Here is a 21,896-nt window from a genome sequence, read left to right as displayed (position 1 = left end):
ATCTCGACACCTGGTCCGGGGCGGTTCCGCCGCCCCGGACCGGCGCGTCGTGCCACAAGCCCTCTTGGCACGTCCGGGGTCGACGGCGTCAGCTCTCGAGGTCGACGTCGTCGGGGATCGGCATGCGGTCGTGGCGTGGGTGGGTCTCGTACATGCGCACCAGGACCACGATGCCCGATGCGGCGGTGAGCGCAGCAACCGCCCAGATCGCGACCTCGATGTCGAACGCGTCGGCGAGCAGCCCGGCGAGCAGCGCACCGACGGCGAACCCGCCGTCGCGCCACAGCCGGTAGACCCCGACCGAGCGGGCCCGCCACGCCGGGTGCGCGACGTCACCGATGGCGGCCAGCAGCGTCGGGTAGACCATCGCGGTGCCGGCACCGAGCAGCATCGCTCCGGCCGCCCAGACCGCGAAGCCCTCGGTGGCGGCGATGAGCGCGATCGCCGTGGCCTGGGTGAGCATGCCGCCGACGATGAGCGGTTTGCGGCCGATGCGGTCGGACAGGGCCCCGGTGACGAGCTGACCGAGCCCCCACACCGCCGGGTACAGGGCGGCGAGGACACCGATGCGTCCGACCGAGAGGCCGGCGGCGGCGAAGTACAGGGGGAACAGGCCCCACGCGAGTCCGTCGTTGAGGTTGTTCACCAGACCGGCCTGCGAGCACGACGACAGCGCCTTCTCGCGGAACGAGGTGAGGGCGAACACCTGACCGGTGCTCGCCCCGCCGTGCAACGCGGCGTCGTCGGGCAAGTGGCTCGCCGCTTCGTGCACGGCGTTGCGGAGAACGCGGTGAGCCCGAACTCGTCGGTGGCCAGCAACGGCAGCACCGTGCGCTCCTGACCGATCATCCCCCCGACCAGCGCGTTGACCGCCACCAGCAACAGGAACTGGGGCAGGTTCTCCCGCAGCCCCAACCGCACCGGGGCGGCGGCGGACTCGGTGGCACTCATCGGTTCGAGTCTGTCGGGTGGCGAGCGGTCCGGGCGGGACAACCGCTGCACGGTCCGACGAGACCACAGTGACCACGGCGTTCGAGCTCGCGGCCTGCGACCCTTCCCGCTGGCGGGTGCACGGCGACGGCCCCGGCGAGTGACGAGTGACGAGTGGCGAGTGGACCGTGTGGTCGCGGTGCCCGGGGTGGGGTTCGAACCCACACGCCCCCGGAGGGGCTGGGGGGTTTAAGTGTCGCCTGCACAGTGCAAGTGGTGCTGTTCAGTGCCGCCCCGTCCAGCTGAGCTGGGCAAATGCGGATATGCGGTCCAGTCGGCGCGAAGGCCCGCTGCGACGCAGCGACCTAATAGCTCAGTGGGTCGACCCACCGGGCTCTCACTCGTCGTCCCCGGGCGTCCCCTACCGGCACTTCTGAGATGCCCTTTCGAGCCGGGTCGCTCGTCAGTCGACGAACTGACAGCTGATCGGCTCCAACGCAGCTTGCGGATCCAGAACTGGCTGCACGGCGTCGAGTAGGTCCGGCCCGGCGGTCGTCGCGATACGCCAGTTGCTCCCAGCGATGCTGTCCCAGTGATCCACGCCGTCGCCCGCACGGCAGAGGTCGAAGTTGATGTGCCCCATGCTCATCGCCCGCGCGCGATCTTCCTGGTTCCGGTAGACGAGGATGACGACGCGCTCGCGGTTGGCGATGCATTGCCGAGAGTCCGGCAATGGATAGTCGATGGCGTCGGGTGGCATGTCGGCCGAGGGATCGAAGGGTTTCGACTCGGTGCAAGGCAAACCCGCATCCTGCAGTCTCGACTGGAGCTCGGCGGCACTACCCACCGGCGCAGCTTCCGACCCAGGGACATGAGGCTGATCGGACTCGGGCCTGACGAGCCAGAGAATGGCCGCTCCAGCCGCCGCCAACACGCCAATGACACACATGACCCAGAGGACGAGCGCTATGGCTGCCCTACCTCTGGAGCCCGAGGACAGCGGTGGATCCCCGTAAACGGTCTCTGATTTCGTCCGCACCGGTGAAGCCTCCCACGCCTGGCATCGAACCGTCCCTGAACGCCGGGTCGGTGAGACATCACGCCTGGCTCCCCCTACTTTTCGAGGCGATCCGCCCGAGTCTCGTGGAAGGCTTGCGTGATGGGCTTCATTCTCCTCGCCATCGCGATGATCATCCCGGTGATCGCGCTCGTGTTCATCCTTCGAACCCTCGCCACGATCGTCGACGGACTCCGATCGGTCCCCTATCGCCGGGACTGTGTGACACCTCCCGGCACATCAAGGATGCCCGGGACGGCTGCCCGAGCTCAGTCGGTTCTCAGGGCCGTCAACTACATCTGGGAGTGTGCGAGGCTCGCTTCCGAGAAGATGCGCCGCGGAATCAAGGACGTTGAGCAAGGTCGGGGCGCTACGTCCGCGGATGAGGGTTCTGGCGGCTGAAACGAGTGGGTGGCGTGCACAGTTGGCTCGGCGATGACAACACGAGTGAACGGCGACAGGTGTTCACCCTTGGGTTCATGTTTGTGACGCTTCCGCTGTTTGGGGGGATGTCCGTTTCGTCGGTCCCTCTCGGGCTGCTCATCGCTGTGCCGTGCCTTCCCCTCGGGCTCATCTACATGCGTATGGCAGCGATCCCGAGCCCCACGGTTGACGCTTCCGCCGGGACCTTCACGTTTCACCGAGATGGTCGATTCGGATGGTTCATCCCGGACCGCGCCTACTCGATCGCATTGAGGGAGATCTCCAGCGTGAACGTGGGCCACATCGGCGGTGGGCTGTTGCGGCCAGGTTGGACGCTGGTCATCACTCCGATGCCAGGTAGTGGTCCATCGAAGCGGATACGGATCGTCGGAGGTGCACTCTCACCGGCGCAGGTTCAGGCGGAGCTGGAAGCCCACGGTGTCGTAGTCGGGCCTTGATGGCAGGCAGCATCGATCAAGGAACCTGACGTGTCCCCTATCGCCGGGACTGGGTGACGCTCATGGACGCAGGTCCGGACGCTGCCCGGATGACAGGATCGGTCGATGGCACCGCGGTGGCAGGTCGAGAACGGCGAGGCATGGTTCGTCGGCATGCAGGACGACCACTGGCGCGGGAAGCCGATGGGATCTCAGGTCCTCGAGGTCGTCGAACTTCCCGACAGCGACGACTGCGTCGCAGTCCTTGACCCGATGGACCGACCGCCGGGCATCGAGTCGTGGCACCCATTCGACAATCTGGTTCGGCTTCGGCCGACGGGCGAAGTGGTGTGGGTAGCGCACTCACCGAGTGACATGAAGAGCTGGACCACAGGTCTCCAGATGAGCGACGGAAGACTGATCGCCAGTGCTTGGTCTGACCGGTGCGAGGTTGACCCCGCCACTGGACTTGTCCTCCGGCGGTGGTTCGTCAAGTAGCCCGGATGCGTCACCGCCCCATAACGCCGGGAGCGGGGGACACGGGAACCGGGGATCGGCTCACGTCGTCTTACGCTCGGACGATCGACGCTTGCCCGGCTGCATCGGCCGCAGCTGGGCCGCTGGGGAGACCCCGTGACACCTGAGGCGAGAACGCAGTGGATCATCGCCGCATTCTTCGCGGCCCTCCTGGTCTTCGCAGTGGTCATTGGCAGCCGCTGCACTCGCCAGGACGGGGACGCAGGACCGGTACAGCCATCTCGCGCATTGGTCGCGGGTGCCCAGCTGGGTGCTGCATAGCGCCGGGTAGCTGGGATGCCTTCATCGGCGCTCGATCTCGAACCGATCAAGACTGCGGTGGCCAGGGGGCAGTGGTCTCGGGCGACGGGGCCGCGCCGGTGTCGAGCTCGGTGAAACCCGTCGGGTCGAAGCTGGTTGAGGGCACGTCCTGCTGGTCGTGTTCGACGAGCGTCGCCGTCCAGCTGTACTTGCCGGGCCCGTCGACGTAGTTGACGAAGCGGAACTCGAGGACGCGTCCGGTTGAGGGGTCGACCCACCATGTCGAGATCTGCGTGATCGGGCCGGCGTCGTCGAATCCTGTGATGACCTTCTCCCACTTCTCAGTGGTACGGCCGAGCGAGTCCGTGAACTGCCCTGGGACCTGGGTGCCCCGGTTGATGTCGCGGTAGTCCTGCCCAGCAGGGAGACCTGGCGGGGCAGGTAGGCCTTCGGGTGGGTCGATCAGGTAGACGTAGCTCTGGCCCGGTTCGGTCACGACGATGCCGCTCGCCCCGCAGCGGACCGTCTGGCCCTGCCACTCGCCTTGGAGGAACACCTGGGTCGGGATCGACGGGTTGCCGAACGCGATGGTCGTTCGGCTCGACCCATCCGGATAGCGCACCTTCTGGCGCCACTGGCTGCGCTCGAGGTCCCACCAAGTCTCGATCGTCATCGACTCGAACTGGCCGGTCACCGCCGCGCCTGGGCACGCCGGGTCTGCCTGCTGTCGGTACTCGACGACCTCGTGGGCCACGGTGATCGTGCCCGCTGTGACACTCGAACGGTCTTCGCCGCGCAGGACAAGACCGACCACGATCACTGCCACGACGAACAGGGTCGCCGCTGCCACCAGTGCAGGTCGACGGCGGCCCCTCGCTGCTGGCCCGCGCTCCACGACCGGGTACGGCTCGAAGTCGCCTCGAGTACCGGACGCTGAGACCGCCTCGGCAGGGAAGGGTGGCGGCGGCGGCGTGGCGTCGACGACCTCGCGAACGACGGCCGAGATCTGATCGTCAAGGCTGCGATCTGGCATCGAGCACCTCCCGAAGTTGTCGTCGCGCACGAGCGAGCTGCCTGCGGACCGAGCCTTCCGAGATCCCGAGCAACTCGGCGGAACTCGCCGGAGTCATGTCACCCCAGTAGGTCAGGAACACCACGGCCCGCTGTTGGGAACTGAGGCCCCTCAACGCCCAGTGGACGTCCTCTGGTTCCTCGACCACCGTCGGAAGGTGCGCCGAAGCAGTGAACCGCGTGTCTCGGCTGCGCCTGCGGTGTTCGGATCGGTGCCAGGACTTCGAAGTGAGCAGTACTGCCCTGAAGAGCAAGGCTCTCTTGTTGCGGGCCTCGCCCCAATGGCTCGAACGCAGCGCTGAGATCACCGCATCGCTCACGACATCAGGGGCGTCACCTGGTCCGACAAGGGTCGCAGCGAAGCGCGTCAGTTCGGCTGCGCACGCCGCGTAGACCTGTTCGTCCGACCGATCGCCCGTCACCACCCCCTATGTAGTCGCAGCCGTCGTTCGCGGGTGACACGAGCCCGAGGTACTCGCGCCACGACCCGTCGTGCCGCCACCGGAGCGGCGAAGCGACCGTCCCGAAACGCCGGGGCGGTGTGACACGTCCAGCAGACCTATCGACGCCAGATCGCTCGCGCGGCCCAGAACCCACCGGCACCGGCCATGACGACAACCGCAGCGAGCAGTAGCGCAGACCACCCCGGCTCAAACCAACCGACCGTGCGCGTCGACGGGTTGCTCAGGGCACCTGTGGTGGACACGCACCACGACGCGTCCGCCCAAGCGCCTGCATCGAGCTCGGTGCCGCTCGGGCAGACAAGCCCTTCGGTCGCACGCATCCAGAGGTGGACTCCGGTTGCGATGCTGATCGCCGCCAGGGCCAAAGCAACCACACCCGCGACGCCTATCAAGCGAACCGCTATCGGTGCTCTGTGCCGTACTGGGGAGAAGGCCGCCGCCTGGGTCACCATGACGAACGTAGCGGGGGCGGCCCAGGCAGCATCGGCAGTGTCACCTACCGCCGGGTGAGGGGCGCACTGGATGATCTCCTGTGGGAGGCTCTGGAGATGATCTGGCGGATCTTCAGTGGACTGGTCGGCGTGTGCTCGTTCGTGGCGGTGTCGCTCGGAGTCGGTTCGGCGGACGCACCAACGCCATGGAAGCTCCTCGGCTACCTGGGCGCAGTGTTCATTGCTGTCGCAGTCGGCTCGTACGCGGCCTCCCTGCCGTCGCGCCCGTCCGCTCACCGGATGAAATCCGACCGAACCGAGTCGACCATCCCATAGCGCCGGGACGGGGTGACGATGGCAGAGGTTCACCGGACGGCAAGAACGATCAGGAAGATCCCTGTAGCGATGCAAGCGCAGCCCGGAACGCGCATCAGAACCGGATGCTCGTACGTCCGCCGGTAGACCCACTCCACCTGCCGGGCTTTGCTGGAGAAGATGCCGAACTCGCGACGAAGCGTCTGATCTCGCTCGTCGGATCTCGCCACGTCCGCTTCCGATCGGGCGTGGATCAGCGTCGTGAGCAGCCAGTAGGCGCCCCCCACGATCAGCGCAACGCCTATCGCGAGCATGTGCTGCAGCTTCTCGCGGACAGGTTGATCTCGGGTGACTTTGAGCTGAACGGGCCCTGCCGGACAGCAGCGTCCCTCAATCCCAGAACGCCGGCTTGGAGGTGCTCCAAGTGCCCGCGCTGATCCGAGATAGCGACCAGACTCCCTTCCAAGCGGAGGAGAGGCGGCGGCCAGGTGGACACCGAGCAGATCGGACGTGCAGTGCAGACGGTCATCAAGAAGCAGCTCCGTGCTCTGGACGGGGCTGACCCAGGCGGCGCCTTCCCCATACCGGTCCCGCTAGTCCGGGCCCTCCAAGCCTGGGCAATCGCTCACCCTGCGGACGCCGCTCAGGTCATCAAGCCTTCCCCGCCTATCCCGAAGACCCCCGAGCAGCTCGACGACATGGTGAGCCACATCCGCTACGAGGTCATGAAGCTCACGTGGTTCCTTCGCATCGGCAACGGCTGGGTCCCGCCGATCGACGGCATGCCCGGCGCCGACGTGTTCGTGGACGAAAGCCTGCTGGAGGCAGCGCTGATCCATGCCCGCTGCATCGCCGAGTTCCTGCGAGAGACCGGCCGGCCGGCCGAGACGGTCACCGCCAAGGACTACGTGCCGAAGTGGCACTGGATCGAGGGAGAACCGCTCAGCGACGACATCGCGCAGATCCACGGCCGAGTCGCTCATCTCGGCCTGATCCGTCGCTCGGTCCAGCATGACGGCGAGGACTTCACCTGGAAGATGTTCCTCGACGATTCGGCGGTGCCGGTCCTGCTCGAAGGGTTCCGGGACTTCCTCTCCAAGATCCCCGCCGAGCGGCTCGCACAGTTCAACCGCGTGCATACCGAGGACGGCAGCGTTGTGATCATCGACCTCGACGCGAGGATCGCCGAAGTCCTCGTCGGCCGTTCCTGAACCTCGGCCTCCTGCTGGGAAGGCTGTCCCGCCGTCTCCCTCCCCGAGGGCAGACGGTCGAAAGCGTTGAGAGGGGCCGTTCGCCGACGTGCGGGCTGGTCAACGACCGAATCGGTCGAGAACCAGCCCGGACCGGATGGGTGCCCCGTAGGCCCAATCTCGATGCTGCGTCGCGATCATCGTCATAGTGGTATCCCCTACCGTCGGCACTCTCGGACGCGGTGGGGCACCTTGAGGGGCAAGGGTGAGAGGCAGTGGAGTCGGTGCAGCCGCTGGCGTAGGTTCGTCTCGTGGTGACGCCGAAGGCAACGGAGGAGGATCGGCTCGAGGCGATCCGGCATCTGCTCGTGGGTCTCGCTGCCGGCCAGGACGTGAGCGAGCTGGTCGTCACAGTGGCCGGGCTGCATCCCAGGAACGACACGTTCCCGGGCGAGGTCTTCGTGGGCCTCGCAGCGGAGGTCGTGGCTGATACCGCAGCAGCGGGCGCTGGCCCGATCACCTACTCGGGGCTTCGTGAGCGGCACCTCGCCGAGTACGAGCTCGTCGGCAAGGAGAACCGCAAGTTCCAGTACGCGGTGCTGTGCAGCGCCGCGGTTGCGGGTGGTCTCGAGCCTGACCTTCTGGAGGAGGTGTCGTGGTGGCGCACCGATGACTTCTGGCGCTACGGGCTCCTCGCCGCGGTGGCGCTGACCCGCGCCGGCGCAGAGTGTCGAGGGGTCCCGGTCGCGGTCGTGGTCGCCGAGCTCGCGGCCCGGCACGAGGTTTCAATCCCGGGCATGTAGGGAGCAGCCGCCGCCGGCACTTGGGTGGCGGAGGAGGACATGCGGGTGTGGGTTGGAGGCCACACGCCCAGGAGGCCTCTCATGCAACCCACCAGCCATTCCTCGACCTTGCTAGCCGCAATCGGCTGGGACGCCCCCGACGAAGCCGATGTCGCTGTGGCCGCGTTCTTGGCCCGCTACAGCGGCCGCACTCGCGACGCCTACCGTCACGACCTGCGCTCGTTCTTCCAGTGGGCCCACGACGCCGGGCTCGACGTGCTGGCTGCCACCCGACCCCACATCGAGCTGTTCCGGGTCCACCTCGAAGAACGAGACCTCGCCCCGTCCACGGTTGATCGCCGACTCTCGACCGTCTGCGGCTTCTACCGGTTCGCGCACATCGACGGGCGCATCGCGTCGAACCCCGCGCAGTACGTGCGCCGCCCGACCGTGCACCCCACCGAGTCGCCGGGGATGGACCGAGCCGCGCTCGGCACATTCTTGTTTACCGCAGAGCGCATCGGCCATGACCATGCAGCGCTCGCCGTGCTGCTCGGCCTCAACGGCCTGCGGGTCAGCGAAGCCTGCGCGACCAACATCGAAGACCTCGGGTTCGAACGCGGGCACCGGACCCTGAAGATCCTCGGCAAGGGCGCCAAACCCGCACTCATCCCGCTCGTCCCGCGCACTGGCCGAACCATCGACCTCGCCATCGGCGAACGAACGGAGGGACCCATCCTCCGCCGAGCCGACGGACAACGCCTCGACCGGCGAACCGCCCACCGCTGGGTCATCTCCGTCGGCCGGAAGGGCGGGCTCGGACACGTCCACCCCCACATGCTCCGGGCAGCGTTCATCATGGCCGGCCTCGACGCCGGGGTCCCGCTGCGCGACATGCAAATCGCCGCCCGCCACGCCGACCCACGCACCACCACGATCTACGACCACCGCCGCCAGAACCTCGACCGCCACGCCGCCTACATCGTTGCCGCATTCGTCACCGGCGGATAGCGCGCCAACCCGGCGTTATTGGGCGGTGGGGCGTCGGGACGAAACGGTTGTCAGGCGTCGTCAACCGTGACGAGATACCCGCAGAAATCGTGGTCGGGGTTGAATGGCTCGCCGTGGTGGGGAAGGAACTCGGTGCGCTCGACCAGCTGGCCTGAACCGGCAACGAACTCCCAGACGTTTCGCTGGCCGGGCATGAGCCGGTAAGCGACCCGGACCTCTGAGATGGCTGTGACGGTTCCCTTGACGATCCACTCCTGATCCTCATCGTCGATCTCCACTCCCGCCAGGAGCAGCATCGAGTCCAGCTCATCACCAGGGATGACACCCTCAAAGGGCGTGAAGCCTTCAAGCTCGTCCGTGTACCACTCGATCGTGTCTCCGATGCGCACGGGTCCATCGAGGTCGATCAGGTACTCCTCAGCGGTGAGGATTCGTCGGATCACGGCGCCAGCATCGTCCGAAGCCGGGCCGTCTGCCAGTGATGGCTGGCCCACCCAGCTGGTGTTCGGGGACGGTCGTTCGAGGGGCCCATCTCACCGCTCCTCGTACGCTGGGGCCATGGCGAAGCGGCCGGCATGACCCCAGAGGAGATCGACGCCCTGCGGAAGTACTGGGACGGCATCGCGTTCTGGAACAGCTTTGAGCCCCCGCCGTCTGGCCTTCGGACCTGGGTCGGCGAAGGCATTCGTGTGGAGGGCGAGTCGCTCGTGCTTCGGTTCAGAGAGCAGGGCGGTTCCGAGATCCTGGGGGTGCGATTCCGTAACGACCGGCTCCCCGTTCCTGGGATTGCGTTCGTAGGTCAAGACGTGGCGACTCCTGAGGACTGGTACCTCGATCGACGAATCGGCTTAGGCGAAGAGCTCGACACCGGACTCCTTCAGCGCTGTGATCGTGTGAGCCATGTGGGCTGGACGGAGCTTCTCGTCGATCCGGGTGTGTGGACCTGGGAACCCATGGACATTCACGAAGAGGCGAGCAGGCGGCCCATCACGAGTTGGCTCCGCCGCATTCGCCACCGCGACGTCCGTTAGCCGTGTCACCCTCCCGGCGAAATGGGGCACGCAGAACGCAGGTGACCCTCTGCCTCGCCATCGGGCATGCTGTCCGAATGGCGGAGGTGGTGTGGGTGACGAGCTGGGAGATCCAGTGCTGTGGCGATCCCATCGCCGTCGGTGAGCTCGTGGCGTGGACCGCTACCCGCAACATCGACCTCGACTATCTCGGATGGGTCATCGGGCCGACGAGTGCGGCCGAAGTGACTGCTGCCGAAGAGCACCATGTGCCGGACGAGGACTGGATCGAGATCTCCGGGAAGGTGGAGTCCATCGAGTCGGTCTTGTGCGAGTTCGCACCGAAGGAGGGCGTCCGCTACCCGGTGGCGGGGACCGCTGTCATCACCTCCGTGGACCGTGCAGACGGGTGGGAGAGCGAGCCTGAGGATCTGGTCTTCGTCGGCTACAGGGTCCGGCTCAGCTGACCAGAGGCTGCCGTGGGACCAGCGGCAGAACTGTCACCCCATCCCGGCGTTCTGGACGGTCGGTTCGACGCGCCGGTCAGTGCTCCGGGAGGTGTGTCAGCATCCGACGATGGAGATCGGACCAGCGGACATCGTTGAGGAACTGCTCGAACCTTTGATGACGAGCGCCCTCGCTGAGAGCTCACCACAGGTGAGGTTCGAGCGGCTCGCTGCCAACCGAGTCCTGTTGGACTTCGGCCTGCCGGACACGGTCTTCACGCTCACGGTCGAGGCCGAGTCCCGCTCATAGCCCTGCTCGCCCAGCGTCTCGGTCCCGGCGGTAGGGGCGATGCGTTGCGCCCCTCAGGCGGGGTGCGCTGCAGCCTGCTCGATGGTCACGAGCAGTTCCCCAGTTGTGGCGTCAAAGACCCCCACCGTGTCGTGATCTGGCGATGGAGCGTTGTCCTCCATGCCAAGCGGGCCAGCAGGGACGACAACCGTGTTGCGGGCGACGAGGACCCAGACCGGCCGTTCATCGAACATCGGAGTCAAGGAGTCACCCGTGATGGTGCCTTTGGACGAATCGCTGTAGAGCCCGAACCGGGCCTCGATGACTCCCTCGTACGTGGGGTCGATGAACTGGACGAACTGCGGGGCCACGTCGGCAGCCGTCACCGGTTGAGTGAGTCCTGGCGGGGGTGGCACCAAGGTTCCGAGACCGTCGTCGAACGACACTGGCTCGCTGACCGGTAGTACCTCGACACGCACGCGGCCGAGGCTGATGGAGGTGGTCGCCGTTGTGCCGACCTCGTCGGTAGCCGTGGCTTCGCCGCAGGCAGCGGCGAGCAATAGGAGAAGAGCCACAAGGAGGAGTCGTCTCATGCGCTGTACGACGCTACGCGACGCTGACTGGTTCCCCCGCCCCGACACCGGAAGCCCGTCCCCCAGACCCGGCGGTAGGGGATGCTTACGGTTCGACGTGAGGGAGCCAGCTTTCGTCCTCAATCGTGTTTGCGACGCGGGTCGAGGCCGTCGGGTGCCTGGCTCCCCTGAGCGAGAGTCCCGCGCAGCCTCGAAGTGTGTGTACGGCCCGCCGGACGAGCATCCTTCAAGCTGCGGATCGGCGCGGAACTGGTACCCAGGCGCAGCAACAACTGCCCCCGGCTTTGGACGGCAGCACTACCATTTTCATTTCGGGACTTCGACCGAAAGCGAAACAAGATGAGCAACAACGTGGTCAGATGCCGCCCTGACGAAGCTCAATGGGTGACGAACCCCGCAGCACCATCGGGCGAGGCCAAGGCATTTCCTGAGGCTTCCGGTCAGGAAGGCGCGCCATTCATGTTCCTGGTGCGGTTTCCTCCGAATGACGTTCGTGTCGCTCACAGCCATCACGACGACATCTTCTATGTCTTTGTCGCTGGTGAGAACCACGTCGAGGGGGAAGGTACGTACCGCGCTGGCGATGTCCGATGGGTCAGAGCCGGGCATGTCTACGGGCCCGAGAAGACGGGCCCAGAGGGCGCATCCTGGTGGGTCATCACAAAAGGCAATCCAGCGATCATCCCGGTGGCAGATCCCGCAACGACGTAGACGCCATTGCTCACACGTGGAGCTCGACCGTCGATGGCCCGTCGTCGACGTAACCACCGGCGGAGCCCAAGCACAGTCGGCTCCGAGCGGGCCACTCCGAGTGCACCGAGTGTGTGGTTCGCTACCGAATCCGGCTCAGACTCCCGGCGGTAGGGGACGCGGGGGATCGTGGACCAGGTGGCCGCGACTACCTTCGTTCCTGTGGCGTACATGGGTCTGATTCTGATCGTGGCGCTCGCCGCCTACATCCTTCGGGATGTGAAGCGGGGCAACCGGTCGAGTCGCGACGGCCGGATATTGCTGGCGGTGCTGGCGACGCTCGGCGCGATTGCCGTCGTGTCGATCGTGATTTCGCTGGTTGCGTAATCGGCGCTACTCGCTCGCGGTCCCTTCGATCGTCACGGGGCGGCGTCACTGGCTGCAGATGCAGGGCCTTGGAGGCTGCGTCTGGCTCCCGCGGCACCGCACGTCCCACCGACCCGGCGTTCTGGGATACCGCCAACGGGCTTCATCGCCAGTGGGTCCCGGCCGATACTGGTCCGGTGCGACTCCTTCGACTGGCGGCGATCTGCGTGGGGCTCGCGGCCTCAGCTTGCAGCGCGTCGAGTCCAAGTTCTGGGCCAGCGGCAACCAGCGCGTGCGACCTCTCCGGCATGACACCTCAGGCGGTGGCCACTTCAGCCCAGGCCGCAGGGGCTCCCATGGCAAGCGTCAGTGCCTTCGGCGCAACGAGCGGCGAAACGATCGCTGTTGTGTCGATCCAGCCGGATGGCCAGACCACCGCGGTCGGCGACGACAACCAGCCGCGCCGCGCTCAGCTCTCCGCGCCGGATCTTGAACGGGTTCAGCGGTGCATCGACGAGAGCGGCTTCCTCGATCTCGCTGACGGCTTCACTGGCTCGAACACCGGTAGCGCCGGTGGGGACAACTGGTGTGCAGTCAGTGACGCCGCCGTCATCACGGTGACGGCCACCGGGTCATCAGGCGGCTCGAGGACTGCGAGCGGTGTCAGTCCCGGGTTCGACGACACCGATTGCGACTTCGGCTACCCAGACGGCCTGGTTCGTCTGCATGCCGGGCTTGTGCAGGTCCAGGCCGCGGTCACCCGGGCGTAGGCCACATCAACCCAGCGACCGGCCAGCGGTTCGCCGTCGGGCACGCCAGGGTGCCGGCGGTCTGGGGCACCCCCCCCCCTGCCCGTACTGGTGGTGGATCGATGTCGGAATCCGACACGAAACCACCACCAGAACGAGATCCGGGCCGAGCATCGGGTGCCATCGAAGTGCCGGTAGGGGACGCCCCATATCGGCACGGCTACAGCCCGAGGCCTGGTGGTTCGATGCTGTCTCGGGCGGCTCGGTCGAGGGCTGGTGTCTGGGTGTCGGTGACCCATTGTTGGCGTCGTTCGATGGCCCAGTTCCCGGTGAGGTCGTCGATGGCTTGGTCGAGGTTGTCGGCTTCGACGTAGACCGTGGCGTGTTGTCGGGCACGGCTGAGAGCGACGTAGGCGAGTTCGCGGCCGCCGCCGTCGTCGATGGTGTGGGCGGTGTCGACGGTGGCGCCTTGGGCTCGGTGGACGGTGATGGCGTAGCCGTGGGCGAGCTTGTCGGATCCGATGTGCTGCCGTGACAGCTGGTAGCTGCGGCCGTTGTCGAAGTCGATGTCGAGGCCGCCGGTGTCGGGGTCGACGCGGCGGACGGTTCCGGTTTCGGAGGTGACGACGTTGCGGCTGATCGGAGCGAGGGTCACGACGCGGTCACCGGCGCGGTAGGGGGTGCCGCCGGGGGCGGTGATCTCGGGTCCGGTGAGCCAGCCCCGTTCCTGCGCTGCGGTGCGGGCGAGCTGGTTGAGACTGTCAACGGTGGTGCGCTTCCAGGCCAACATCACCGTGTCGGCACCTCGGTCGGTGTCGGCGAGCCAGCCGTCGACGACGGCGCCGTAGAGCTCGTGACGGTCCGCGGCGGTGACGATGCGCTGGTTGCGGGCGAACCAGTCGACCGCGGTGTCGATGTCGCCGGCGCGTAGCTCGGCGAGGGCTTGGCGTTCGGTGATGTCGGGTTGGCGGATGTTCTCGGTGAGTTCCCAGACGCTGCCACCGAATCGTTCGGCGAGCGCTCGGAGGCCGCCGCCGGGGCCGACGGCGGAGAGTTGGCGGTCGTCGCCGACGAGGATCAGCTTCGCCCCCGCCGCGCTGGTGTGGGTGATGAGGGCGAGGAGGTGGGCGTCGTCGGTCATGCCGGCTTCGTCGAGCACGACGACGCTGTTGGGGTCGAGGGTGAGGTTGCCGTGTTCGAGGCGGGCGAGGAGCGAGGCGACGGTGTAGGAGTCGATGCCGGCGTCGTGGCCGACGGTGCGGGCGGCTTGGCCGGAGGTGGCGGTGGCGATCACGTGGCGGCGTTCGAGCTCGAACGCGTCGCGCACGGCGCGCAGGGCGGTGGTCTTGCCGGCGCCGGCGACCCCGATGATCACGTCGAGGCTGCGTCCCGACGTGCACACGCCGGTGACGGCGCGGCGCTGCGAGGCGGTGAGCTTCACCGCCAGGTCCGCTTCGGTGCGGCGGATGGTGGTGTCCACGAGCGCGGTGAGCAGCGCTGGGGCGGTGCCGAGCTGGTGCCGGTCCCGGGCCCGTTCGGCGATCGCTCGTTCGGTGTCGATCACGCAGCGAGGCGCGTACATCCGCTCCGAGGCGGACGGCTTCGGTTCGAGAGCGACCGCGGAGGGGTGGGCGAGCACCTTGTCGACCAGCCGGCCCAGCACGGCGGGGTCGAGGCCGAACAGGTGCGGTGCGGCGGCGACGATCACATCTCGTCGGGAGAACACCTTGTCCGCCGCGAGGCGGCCGTCGGCCTCGAGGAGCCTCCCCGCCAAACGATCCAGAGCCGTGTCGTCGAGATCACCGGTGATGCGGGTGCGGTGAGCGAGGCCCACCGTGGCGGCGATGACATCACGATCGAGACCATGGACGGCCAGCTCCTGGTTCCAACGCTCGACGAGGTCCTCGACCGGTTCGTGACGCTTCGCGGTCCGGGTCCGGCGGGCCGCGATGGCCCGTTCCCGGTAGGCGGTGGCGGCGCCGGTCCCGAGCACCTGGTCGATCTGCGCAGCACGCTTGGAGTGGATCGCCATCGCCTCATCAGGGATGCCGGCGATGGCCCAGTGCCCGAGCCGCCCCGACTTCCCCCGATCGGGCACGATCCCGTACCCGAGCTCGACCGCCACCCGAGCCGAGCGCAGCCGCCCGTAGGCGGTGGCGGCGTGGAGATGCTCACGCCACAACGCCGTATCGGCGCCCTTGAACCCGCCCCGCTCATCCAGCATCTCCACGATGTTCGCGATCAGCACGTGGTCGTGCGGGTTCGGGTCCCCCGCCCGAGACGTCGCATGCCGGGTGACTGCATAGGTCATTCCTGAGGTCGGTGACCGTGTCGCAGCACGCCCCCGGCGGCCGCCCCGGTCACGGGTCAACTCCTCCAGATACTCGAGAGTGCCGGCGGTCTCGGCGTCGAGGATCCGGTGCATGTCCTCGACCCGGCCGATCACCCCCAGCTCGGCCACCGACTTGTGCGCCGACACCACCAGCTCGAGACCGGGCCGCTTCGTCGACACCAAACGACGACCCGTCAGCGGGTCCCGGACGCCGGCCGGGCCGAACACATCCTCATACGCCTCAGGGGTGACCGTCCCCGCCAGACCGAGGCGGGCCGCTCCTCCCACACCCCACCGCAACGGCGACTCGCCCCGCGAGCTGTAGTACGCCACCGCCGCGCCGGGATGGTCATCGGAGCGGTCCATCACCGTCGAACGGTGATACGCCACCGACTCGACCCCCATCATCCGCATCCACGCCACCGCCACCCTCCCCCGCTGCTTCCGGAAAGGGGGACCATGACAAACCAAGTTCCCGGGATCTGTCCCGGGATAGTTCCCGGAGTAGTTCCCGAACCGACATCTCCGCTGTCGGGATCGGCCCTGCTCGAGCGTGGTCTGCGCCGGGGTTTCGATGCTCTGACCTGGGACTGGGACCAATCCCGGGACCAACTCCGGGACCGTTCCTGGGACCAGTGGAACGACCGCCCCACGGGCGAGATCCCTACGGGCTCGGGTGCCGTCCGGCCCTGGCGACAGCCCCGTCGATAGGCCAGACCTGGCACGCAGCCAACGGCCGAGACCGCCGCTGCCTCGTCGGGCACGATCGCAACAGGGCCTAGGGCCGATCAGCGCCCGGCTGTCGCCCGCAAGGGCACTCTCGAGCCGTACCGGCTTCAGCGGACACTGTTCGAGCGACACAGCGCAACCCGAAGGGGTTGCAATCGTGTCTGGCTGGTTCTGTGGGCTTTTCCGGGAACGAGGTGACTGGAGCGGTGCTGGCTCGGGAGTCGTTCGCGGGCTGGGTCGGAGGAGAGGTCGAGGCAGTCGAGGAGTGGAACGGAGAGAGTTGAGAGGGCGGTCCGAGAACGTGGGATCGATGGCCGGTAGTGGCAGGCGACCGCTGGGCCGACCGAGGCTTGGCACTGGAACCGCGACGCGAGCGGGCCTTCGCGGTAGGTGAAGTGGGCAACGGTTCGGGCTGCGACGCGGAGGCCCAGCGTCCCAGCCCGCGAGACCGAGTTCGCGAGGACTGGGCGCACCGGTGGCCTAGTGGGTGGCGACATGCGATGGCCTGACCTGAGTCAGCCAGGCACCAACCTGACGGAGACTGAAATGAACCTGGACACCCTGCCCGACATGCTCAGCGTCGAAGAGGCCGCAAAGGTCCTGCGCATCAGTCGCAGCCGCGCCTACGAGGAGGCGGCGATCTTCCAGCGCACCAACGGCGGTGCCGGGCTTCCGTCCATCCGCATCGGTCGATCGCTCCGCGTTCCCAAGCGGGCGCTGATCGCGTGGATCGACCAGAAGCTCGGCGGCGCAGAGACCGCCGCCTGAGCCCAGGGCGCGATCAGGGCCCCGTCTGCCTCGTCCCGAAGATCGAAGCAGCGACCGTGCGGGCAGCGTCTTCGTCGAGTCCCGGGGCGACGTGGCTGTAGGTATCGATCGTGATGGCGATGGTCGAGTGCCCGAGTCGGTCGCTGACGATCTTGGGATGGATCCCCGCCTTGAGCGCCAGGGTCGCCCAGGTATGACGGAGGTTGTGCGGGCCTCGCACCTCGGGCAGGCCGGCTACTGCGACATGCCGCTTGAACGCTCTGGTGAACCCCTGGGGCTGGAGTGGCGAGCCGTCCTCGAGACAGAAGACCAGGTCGAACGACTTCCGCCATTCCGAACCGAGAGCCAGTCGCTCCTCGAGCTGGCGCGAGCGGTGGGCTTTGAGCACCTCGACGGTGGTGGGATCGAGGGCCACGGTCCTGCGACTCCGGTTGGTCTTCGTGGTGGTGAACAAGATGCGGTGCTCGACTTCCTGCAGGGTCTGAGAGATCGAGAGCCGGGCCCTCTCGAGATCGAGATCGGACCAGCGCAGACCGAGCACCTCGCCTCGGCGCATCCCTGTGGTGCCGAGCAGGACGTAGGCGGCGAACAGCCGGTCGCTGCGGACATGGTCGAGGAAGGCCTGGAGCTCCTCGGCCGTCCAGGTCACGATCTCGGTGCGATCGATCGCCGGCGGTCGGGCTATCGAGGCCACGTTGCGGCTGACGAGTCCGAGGCGTTCGGCGTCGCCGAGAGCACGGTGCATCACGATGTGGCAGTTGCGCACGGTCTTCGGCGACAACGACCTCCCGTTCCGACCACCACCCTGGCTGAGCTTGGCGTACGACGTCTCGAGCTGGAGCGGTGTGAGTGCTTGCAGCTGCACGCCACCGATCTGTCGAATGAGTCGATCCACCACGATCCGGTAGCTGTACCAGGTCGACTCGCGCAGCTGGGTCTGCATGGTCACGTGCCAGTCCCGAAGGAACTCCCCCACCGTCAGGTCCGACCGGGCGACGTAGGCACCCTCCGCCACCGAGGTCAGGACCTCACGCAGTCCCTCCTCCGCCAGCTTCTTCGTGGCGAACCCGCTCTTGGTCCTCTGGCGCCGCCGACCGGTGACCGGATCGTGGCCGACGTCGACGACGTAGGCCCACCCCTTCCCGCGCTTGTGAACTCGTCCCCGCATCCCGAGCACCGTACCCGATGTGAGCATTCTGTGAGCATCGGGGCGATTCTGGCGATCTGACCAAGTTCCCAAACCCGGCGTTGGGCCTGTTTTCCCTGGTCAAGGAGTGCCCGGGGTGGGGTTCGAACCCACACGCCCCCGGAGGGGCTGGGGGGTTTAAGCCCCCTGCGTCTGCCAGTTCCGCCACCCGGGCGCCGCCTCACGGTAGCCAGCCCGACGGAGCGACGGTCAGGCGACGTCGGCCGCCGGGACCGACCGGAGCCGACCGGCTGACGGGCGCGGACCCGCCGACGCCTCACCGGGGAGCCGGGCCGGGAAGTGGCGCTCGCGGAGAGGACGAGCGGGCGACGAGCGCTCGGCCCCCTCGGACCGGACCGCCCGGGGCCACCGCGGCTCTGCTTCGACCATCGCCGGCCCGACCCCTTCGCGTTCGACCGCCGCCCAGAGCGCGGTGCGAGCGGCGTCGGCCGTCGGGCCCACCAACCCGTTGGCCGCCACGACGCCCTCGATCATGTCGGCCAGGACCGCCGCCCACGGACGGCCCTTGAGGCGGACGGACACCGTGGCCGAGCCCGAGGCGGAGCGTCGCAGCGACCGGTCGGCGTCGCGCAGCCTCGGCGGGCTGCGGAAGCCCGGGACCTGCAGTCCGCGTCGACGGGCCGCCCGACCGAGGGTGCGGGCGGCGGCGGCGAAGCGGACGGACGAGGCGGGCATGGGGCCCATCCTCCCCACCCCGCGCGACAACCGGCCCCGTCCACTGTCGTCGCCGGTCCGTACCATCGACCCGTGAACGACTTCGCGCCTCCCCCGTTGTCACCGGCGCAGCACGACCTCGTCGAGCTCCTCGGCGCACCCGCCGGCGAGCGACCGGTCTTCGACGCCGAGCTGCGCCACGAGCTGCGCGCCGAGCTCGAGCAGGGGTTGGCCGACGTCGCCGCGGGGCTCGACCCCGGCGACCCGCTCTGGGTGTCCAAGCACACGCTCTCCAGCGTCCACGGCTGCGAAGGCCGCCACCTGGCCGAGGCGGGCGCGCCGTTCGCCTGGAGTCCCGCCCTCGCCCGGGGCACGATCGTCCACAAGGCCGTCGAGCTGTCCGTGCACTGGCGAGGCGAGCTGGTCCCGCTCGACCTCGTCGACGAGGCCGTCGAGCGCCTCGCCGCCGACGACAAGCCGATCTCCGACTGGCTGCGCACCTGCTCCGAGGGCGACCGGGCCGAGCTGCGCTCGGTGGCCGGCGAGCGGGTCACGTCGTTCCTCGAGTGCTTCCCGCCGCTGCCGGCACGCTGGGTACCGGTCACCGAGGGGCGGCTGCGGGCCGATCTGCTGGGCGGCAGGGTGGTCCTGAGCGGGCGCACCGACCTCACGCTCGGGAAGGCCGACGGCACCCGCGCCGGGAAGGTCGTCATCGACCTCAAGACCGGCGGTTTCTCGCCGACGCACACCGACGACCTGCGGTTCTACGCCCTGGTCGACACCCTCCGCCTCGGCACACCGCCGCGCCTGGTGGCCTCGTACTACCTCGACGCCGCCCGGGCCCAGCCCGAGGCCGTCACCGAGGAGGTGCTGCGTGCCGCCGTCGCCCGGACCGTCGACGGTGTCCGCACGATCCGGGAGCTGGCCGGCGGACGCGAGCCGGTCTTACGCCCCGGCCCACCGTGTCGCTGGTGTCCGGCCCTGCCGACGTGTGCCACCGGACGGGCCCACCTCGGTGACGACCTCGACGACGACCGGTGGGACGACGAGCAGGACTGACGTCGCCGAAGGCGGGGCGAACGGCTCAGCGACCGTCGAACATGGCCTCGGTGGCGTCCACCTCGGCGGCGGCCAGGCGCTCCTCGGCGACCCGGGCCGGATCCTGGGGAAGGGACAGGTCGTCCATCGCCGCGAACAGCCCCAGCCCGTAGCGCAGCACCACGAACACGACGAGGAACACCACGCCCGCCCCGGCCACCGTCGTCTGAGGACCGATGACGTCGATGAGGGCACCCTGGACCAGCGAACCGAGGGGCATCGCCGCGGTGAGCGACATGATGTACAGCGCGATCACCCGGCCCCGCATGGCCTCGGTGACCTGGAGCTGGACGGTGGTGTTCAGCGTCGAGGAGATGCCGAGGTAGCCGGCGCCGGCCACGAAGAGGGCGACCGCGCCCACGGTGAGGTTCGGTGCCGTGGCGAACACGACGAGCGCCAGGCCGTAGCCCACCATCGCCAGGCTGGTCATGCGGCTGCGGGACTGGCGCGACCCCCAGCCGGCCACGAGAGGAGCGGCCAGGATCGCCCCGGCCCCGATGCACGCCGCCAGGAGGCCGTACGCGCCGTCACCGACGTCGTACACGTCCTGGGCGAACACCACGAGGAGGTTGAACAGCGGGCCGCCGAAGAAGCCCAGGGCGAACACCACCACGAGTGCGGTGAGGATGCCGGGCCGGGTGCGCACGTAGCGCATCGCCATCCACGTCTCGGCCAGCACCCTCGACCGGCCGTTGCGGGCCGGGCGGTCGCGGCGGACGACCCGGACGAGCAGGAGGCCCACGCTGAGGAGGAAGAACGACAGAGCGTTGAAGAAGAAGGCCCACGACACCCCGAGGGTGGCGAGCACGAGCCCTCCGAGCGCAGGTCCGAAGGCGCGGGCGGCGTTGAACTGCGCGGAGTTGAGGGTGACGGCGTTGAGCAGGAGCCGGCGGGGCACGACCTCGGTCACGAAGGCCTGCCACGACGCCACGGTCAACCCCGACACACAGGAGCTCGCCGTCACCAGGACGATGAGCACGGCGACGCTTCGCACCCCGGCGACCCAGGTGAGCCACAGCGCCAGGGTGAAGAGGCCCTGCACGGCGGAGCCGAGCAGCAGCACCCGTCGCCGGTCGAACCGGTCGGCGACGGAGCCCGCCAGCGGCCCGAGGACCAGGAGCGGGATGAGGCTCATGAAGGCGGTGAACCCGAGCCAGGCCCCGCTGCCGGTGAGCCCGAACACCACGAATGGCACGGCGACGTTCTGCAACCAGGTGCCGGTGCTCGACATCAGCGAGGACACCCACAGCAACGCGAAGTTGCGGATCCGGAAGGCCGCGAAGGCGCTGATCCGCTCTCCCTCCGCGGGCACCTCGACCCCGGCGGCGTCGGTGGCGGTGTCGGGCGGACCGATCGGATCCTTCGTGTCCGTCGCGTCCGTCGTGTCCGTCACGGCGGACGGGCGGTCGACGGGCGGTGAGGTCACGGCGTCGACCCTACCGGCGCCCCGGGCAGGCCCCCTCGGGCGCTCACCCCAGCCAGTCGGCGCAGAGCTGGGCGCCCCGCTCCTCCCACTCCTCGACGGTGAGGCCGTAGCGGACGTGGTCCTCCCAGGTCCCGTTGATCTCGAGGTAGCGCTCGGCGATCCCCTCCTCGCGGATCCCGAGCTTCTCGACGACGCGCCGGCTGGCCGTGTTGCGGGGGATGATGGCGATCTGGATGCGGTGCAGGCCGAGCTCTTCGAAGGCGAAGCGGGCCATCGCCACCAGGGCCTCGGGGGTGTAGCCGTGGCCCGCCTGGCGCTCGTCGATCCAATAGCCGACGTAGGCGCTCTGGAACGGCCCCCGCTGCACCGACGAGAGGTTGATCTCACCGGAGAACACCCCGTCGACGAAGATCCCGAACCCGTACCCGGCGCCGAGCTGGCGCTCGCGCTGACGGGCGCTGCAGCGCACCGCGAACGCCTCACGGTCCTCGATCACGTCGGGTTGCCCGGGCACCCGGGTCGGCTCCCAGCGCGTGAGCCACTCGTCGTTGCGACGTCGGACCTCCCGCCATGACGGGAAGTCCGCCACGACCAGCGGTCGGAGCAGGACTCGCCGGCCGAACAGGGTCGTCACGACGGGCGATCCTACCC

Annotated in this window: 24 protein-coding genes and 2 tRNA genes; 13 read left to right on the top strand and 13 right to left on the bottom strand. The window is 68.3% G+C overall.

The window, feature by feature from the left end; genetic code table 11:
* Positions 1 to 88: 88 nt before the first annotated feature.
* The 3 genes from MUE36_10535 to MUE36_10525 all read right to left on the bottom strand — a co-directional run bounded on the left by MUE36_10535 (position 89) and on the right by MUE36_10525 (position 1,777).
* Complete coding sequence (locus MUE36_10535) at positions 89 to 751, bottom strand: MFS transporter (GenBank protein MCU0311365.1); 663 nt, start codon at positions 749 to 751, stop codon at positions 89 to 91.
* Positions 752 to 1,130: 379 nt separating this feature from the next.
* A tRNA-Ala gene (locus MUE36_10530) sits at positions 1,131 to 1,243 on the bottom strand.
* A 150-nt stretch (positions 1,244 to 1,393) separates the two neighbouring features.
* On the bottom strand, positions 1,394 to 1,777 hold the full coding sequence (locus tag MUE36_10525) for a hypothetical protein (GenBank protein MCU0311364.1): 384 nt from the start codon (positions 1,775 to 1,777) through the stop codon (positions 1,394 to 1,396).
* A gap of 312 nt (positions 1,778 to 2,089) precedes the next feature.
* On the opposite strand from MUE36_10525, the gene MUE36_10520 reads away from it, so the two are divergent.
* Complete coding sequence (locus MUE36_10520) at positions 2,090 to 2,389, top strand: hypothetical protein (protein ID MCU0311363.1); 300 nt, start codon at positions 2,090 to 2,092, stop codon at positions 2,387 to 2,389.
* 584 nt (positions 2,390 to 2,973) lie between these two features.
* Positions 2,974 to 3,345, top strand: coding sequence for a hypothetical protein (locus tag MUE36_10515; protein MCU0311362.1), 372 nt, complete (start codon positions 2,974 to 2,976; stop codon positions 3,343 to 3,345).
* A 346-nt stretch (positions 3,346 to 3,691) separates the two neighbouring features.
* On the opposite strand, the gene MUE36_10510 is transcribed toward MUE36_10515, so the two are convergent.
* Complete coding sequence (locus tag MUE36_10510) at positions 3,692 to 4,450, bottom strand: hypothetical protein (protein MCU0311361.1); 759 nt, start codon at positions 4,448 to 4,450, stop codon at positions 3,692 to 3,694.
* 1,505 nt (positions 4,451 to 5,955) lie between these two features.
* Entirely contained in the window at positions 5,956 to 6,219 is a 264-nt protein-coding gene (locus MUE36_10505) for a hypothetical protein (GenBank protein ID MCU0311360.1), read from the bottom strand.
* Positions 6,220 to 6,393: 174 nt separating this feature from the next.
* Between MUE36_10505 and MUE36_10500 the strand changes: the two genes are divergently transcribed.
* From MUE36_10500 to MUE36_10490, 3 genes are all read left to right on the top strand, one after another.
* Positions 6,394 to 7,116, top strand: a complete 723-nt coding sequence (locus MUE36_10500) for a hypothetical protein (protein MCU0311359.1) — start codon at positions 6,394 to 6,396, stop codon at positions 7,114 to 7,116.
* A gap of 290 nt (positions 7,117 to 7,406) precedes the next feature.
* On the top strand, positions 7,407 to 7,898 hold the full coding sequence (locus MUE36_10495; protein ID MCU0311358.1) for a hypothetical protein: 492 nt from the start codon (positions 7,407 to 7,409) through the stop codon (positions 7,896 to 7,898).
* A 156-nt stretch (positions 7,899 to 8,054) separates the two neighbouring features.
* A complete protein-coding gene (locus MUE36_10490; protein MCU0311357.1) occupies positions 8,055 to 8,888 on the top strand; it encodes a tyrosine-type recombinase/integrase in 834 nt (277 codons plus the stop codon).
* A gap of 50 nt (positions 8,889 to 8,938) precedes the next feature.
* Here the strand turns inward: MUE36_10490 and MUE36_10485 are convergent, their stop codons facing one another.
* Positions 8,939 to 9,331, bottom strand: a complete 393-nt coding sequence (locus MUE36_10485; protein ID MCU0311356.1) for a hypothetical protein — start codon at positions 9,329 to 9,331, stop codon at positions 8,939 to 8,941.
* Between the two features lie 132 nt (positions 9,332 to 9,463).
* Here MUE36_10485 and MUE36_10480 point away from each other — a divergent pair, with 132 nt between their 5' ends.
* The 3 genes from MUE36_10480 to MUE36_10470 all read left to right on the top strand — a co-directional run bounded on the left by MUE36_10480 (position 9,464) and on the right by MUE36_10470 (position 10,654).
* On the top strand, positions 9,464 to 9,919 hold the full coding sequence (locus tag MUE36_10480; protein MCU0311355.1) for a hypothetical protein: 456 nt from the start codon (positions 9,464 to 9,466) through the stop codon (positions 9,917 to 9,919).
* Between the two features lie 77 nt (positions 9,920 to 9,996).
* Positions 9,997 to 10,365: a hypothetical protein gene (locus tag MUE36_10475; protein MCU0311354.1), complete on the top strand. Its 369-nt coding sequence runs from the start codon at positions 9,997 to 9,999 to the stop codon at positions 10,363 to 10,365.
* A gap of 109 nt (positions 10,366 to 10,474) precedes the next feature.
* Positions 10,475 to 10,654: a hypothetical protein gene (locus tag MUE36_10470; GenBank protein ID MCU0311353.1), complete on the top strand. Its 180-nt coding sequence runs from the start codon at positions 10,475 to 10,477 to the stop codon at positions 10,652 to 10,654.
* 53 nt (positions 10,655 to 10,707) lie between these two features.
* Here MUE36_10470 and MUE36_10465 read toward each other — a convergent pair whose 3' ends face one another.
* Positions 10,708 to 11,226: a hypothetical protein gene (locus MUE36_10465; GenBank protein ID MCU0311352.1), complete on the bottom strand. Its 519-nt coding sequence runs from the start codon at positions 11,224 to 11,226 to the stop codon at positions 10,708 to 10,710.
* 339 nt (positions 11,227 to 11,565) lie between these two features.
* Here MUE36_10465 and MUE36_10460 point away from each other — a divergent pair, with 339 nt between their 5' ends.
* From MUE36_10460 to MUE36_10450, 3 genes are all read left to right on the top strand, one after another.
* The gene (locus MUE36_10460) at positions 11,566 to 11,937 is read left to right on the top strand and encodes a cupin domain-containing protein (GenBank protein MCU0311351.1); all 372 of its coding nucleotides are present in this window, start codon (positions 11,566 to 11,568) and stop codon (positions 11,935 to 11,937) included.
* Between the two features lie 168 nt (positions 11,938 to 12,105).
* Complete coding sequence (locus MUE36_10455; GenBank protein MCU0311350.1) at positions 12,106 to 12,303, top strand: hypothetical protein; 198 nt, start codon at positions 12,106 to 12,108, stop codon at positions 12,301 to 12,303.
* Positions 12,304 to 12,638: 335 nt separating this feature from the next.
* Positions 12,639 to 13,052, top strand: a complete 414-nt coding sequence (locus tag MUE36_10450) for a hypothetical protein (GenBank protein MCU0311349.1) — start codon at positions 12,639 to 12,641, stop codon at positions 13,050 to 13,052.
* Positions 13,053 to 13,251: 199 nt separating this feature from the next.
* On the opposite strand, the gene MUE36_10445 is transcribed toward MUE36_10450, so the two are convergent.
* Entirely contained in the window at positions 13,252 to 15,729 is a 2,478-nt protein-coding gene (locus MUE36_10445; protein ID MCU0311348.1) for an AAA family ATPase, read from the bottom strand.
* A 909-nt stretch (positions 15,730 to 16,638) separates the two neighbouring features.
* Here MUE36_10445 and MUE36_10440 point away from each other — a divergent pair.
* Complete coding sequence (locus tag MUE36_10440) at positions 16,639 to 16,860, top strand: helix-turn-helix domain-containing protein (GenBank protein MCU0311347.1); 222 nt, start codon at positions 16,639 to 16,641, stop codon at positions 16,858 to 16,860.
* 13 nt (positions 16,861 to 16,873) lie between these two features.
* On the opposite strand, the gene MUE36_10435 is transcribed toward MUE36_10440, so the two are convergent.
* The 3 genes from MUE36_10435 to MUE36_10425 all read right to left on the bottom strand — a co-directional run bounded on the left by MUE36_10435 (position 16,874) and on the right by MUE36_10425 (position 18,742).
* Complete coding sequence (locus MUE36_10435; protein MCU0311346.1) at positions 16,874 to 18,028, bottom strand: site-specific integrase; 1,155 nt, start codon at positions 18,026 to 18,028, stop codon at positions 16,874 to 16,876.
* Between the two features lie 107 nt (positions 18,029 to 18,135).
* A tRNA-Leu gene (locus MUE36_10430) sits at positions 18,136 to 18,221 on the bottom strand.
* A 35-nt stretch (positions 18,222 to 18,256) separates the two neighbouring features.
* Entirely contained in the window at positions 18,257 to 18,742 is a 486-nt protein-coding gene (locus MUE36_10425; GenBank protein ID MCU0311345.1) for a hypothetical protein, read from the bottom strand.
* Between the two features lie 72 nt (positions 18,743 to 18,814).
* On the opposite strand from MUE36_10425, the gene MUE36_10420 reads away from it, so the two are divergent.
* Positions 18,815 to 19,780, top strand: coding sequence for a PD-(D/E)XK nuclease family protein (locus tag MUE36_10420; protein ID MCU0311344.1), 966 nt, complete (start codon positions 18,815 to 18,817; stop codon positions 19,778 to 19,780).
* Positions 19,781 to 19,805: 25 nt separating this feature from the next.
* Here the strand turns inward: MUE36_10420 and MUE36_10415 are convergent, their stop codons facing one another.
* Together MUE36_10415 and MUE36_10410 are read right to left on the bottom strand one after the other, a co-directional pair.
* Positions 19,806 to 21,245, bottom strand: coding sequence for an MFS transporter (locus tag MUE36_10415; protein ID MCU0311343.1), 1,440 nt, complete (start codon positions 21,243 to 21,245; stop codon positions 19,806 to 19,808).
* A gap of 43 nt (positions 21,246 to 21,288) precedes the next feature.
* Positions 21,289 to 21,879, bottom strand: coding sequence for a GNAT family N-acetyltransferase (locus MUE36_10410; protein ID MCU0311342.1), 591 nt, complete (start codon positions 21,877 to 21,879; stop codon positions 21,289 to 21,291).
* Positions 21,880 to 21,896: the final 17 nt, after the last annotated feature.

It is taken from the genome of Acidimicrobiales bacterium, from assembly GCA_025455885.1.
Taxonomy (GTDB): Bacteria; Actinomycetota; Acidimicrobiia; order Acidimicrobiales; family Acidimicrobilacustridaceae; genus Rhabdothermincola_A.
Note: the sequence above shows the minus strand (reverse complement) of the source record. Positions and strands in the feature narration are given on the sequence as shown.

Bases quoted from the DNA above. Each gene is read 5' to 3' on its own strand.
- MUE36_10520 (MCU0311363.1), top strand. From the start codon at position 2,090: ATGGGCTTCATTCTCCTCGCCATCGCGATGATCATCCCGGTGATCGCG.
- MUE36_10460 (MCU0311351.1), top strand. From the start codon at position 11,566: ATGAGCAACAACGTGGTCAGATGCCGCCCTGACGAAGCTCAATGGGTG.
- MUE36_10435 (MCU0311346.1), bottom strand. From the start codon at position 18,028: ATGCGGGGACGAGTTCACAAGCGCGGGAAGGGGTGGGCCTACGTCGTC.
- MUE36_10505 (MCU0311360.1), bottom strand. From the start codon at position 6,219: ATGCTCGCGATAGGCGTTGCGCTGATCGTGGGGGGCGCCTACTGGCTG.
- MUE36_10470 (MCU0311353.1), top strand. From the start codon at position 10,475: ATGGAGATCGGACCAGCGGACATCGTTGAGGAACTGCTCGAACCTTTG.
- MUE36_10425 (MCU0311345.1), bottom strand. From the start codon at position 18,742: ATGCCCGCCTCGTCCGTCCGCTTCGCCGCCGCCGCCCGCACCCTCGGT.
- MUE36_10480 (MCU0311355.1), top strand. From the start codon at position 9,464: ATGACCCCAGAGGAGATCGACGCCCTGCGGAAGTACTGGGACGGCATC.
- MUE36_10445 (MCU0311348.1), bottom strand. From the start codon at position 15,729: ATGGACCGCTCCGATGACCATCCCGGCGCGGCGGTGGCGTACTACAGC.
- MUE36_10515 (MCU0311362.1), top strand. From the start codon at position 2,974: ATGGCACCGCGGTGGCAGGTCGAGAACGGCGAGGCATGGTTCGTCGGC.
- MUE36_10465 (MCU0311352.1), bottom strand. From the start codon at position 11,226: ATGAGACGACTCCTCCTTGTGGCTCTTCTCCTATTGCTCGCCGCTGCC.
- MUE36_10475 (MCU0311354.1), top strand. From the start codon at position 9,997: ATGGCGGAGGTGGTGTGGGTGACGAGCTGGGAGATCCAGTGCTGTGGC.
- MUE36_10450 (MCU0311349.1), top strand. From the start codon at position 12,639: ATGGCAAGCGTCAGTGCCTTCGGCGCAACGAGCGGCGAAACGATCGCT.
- MUE36_10440 (MCU0311347.1), top strand. From the start codon at position 16,639: ATGAACCTGGACACCCTGCCCGACATGCTCAGCGTCGAAGAGGCCGCA.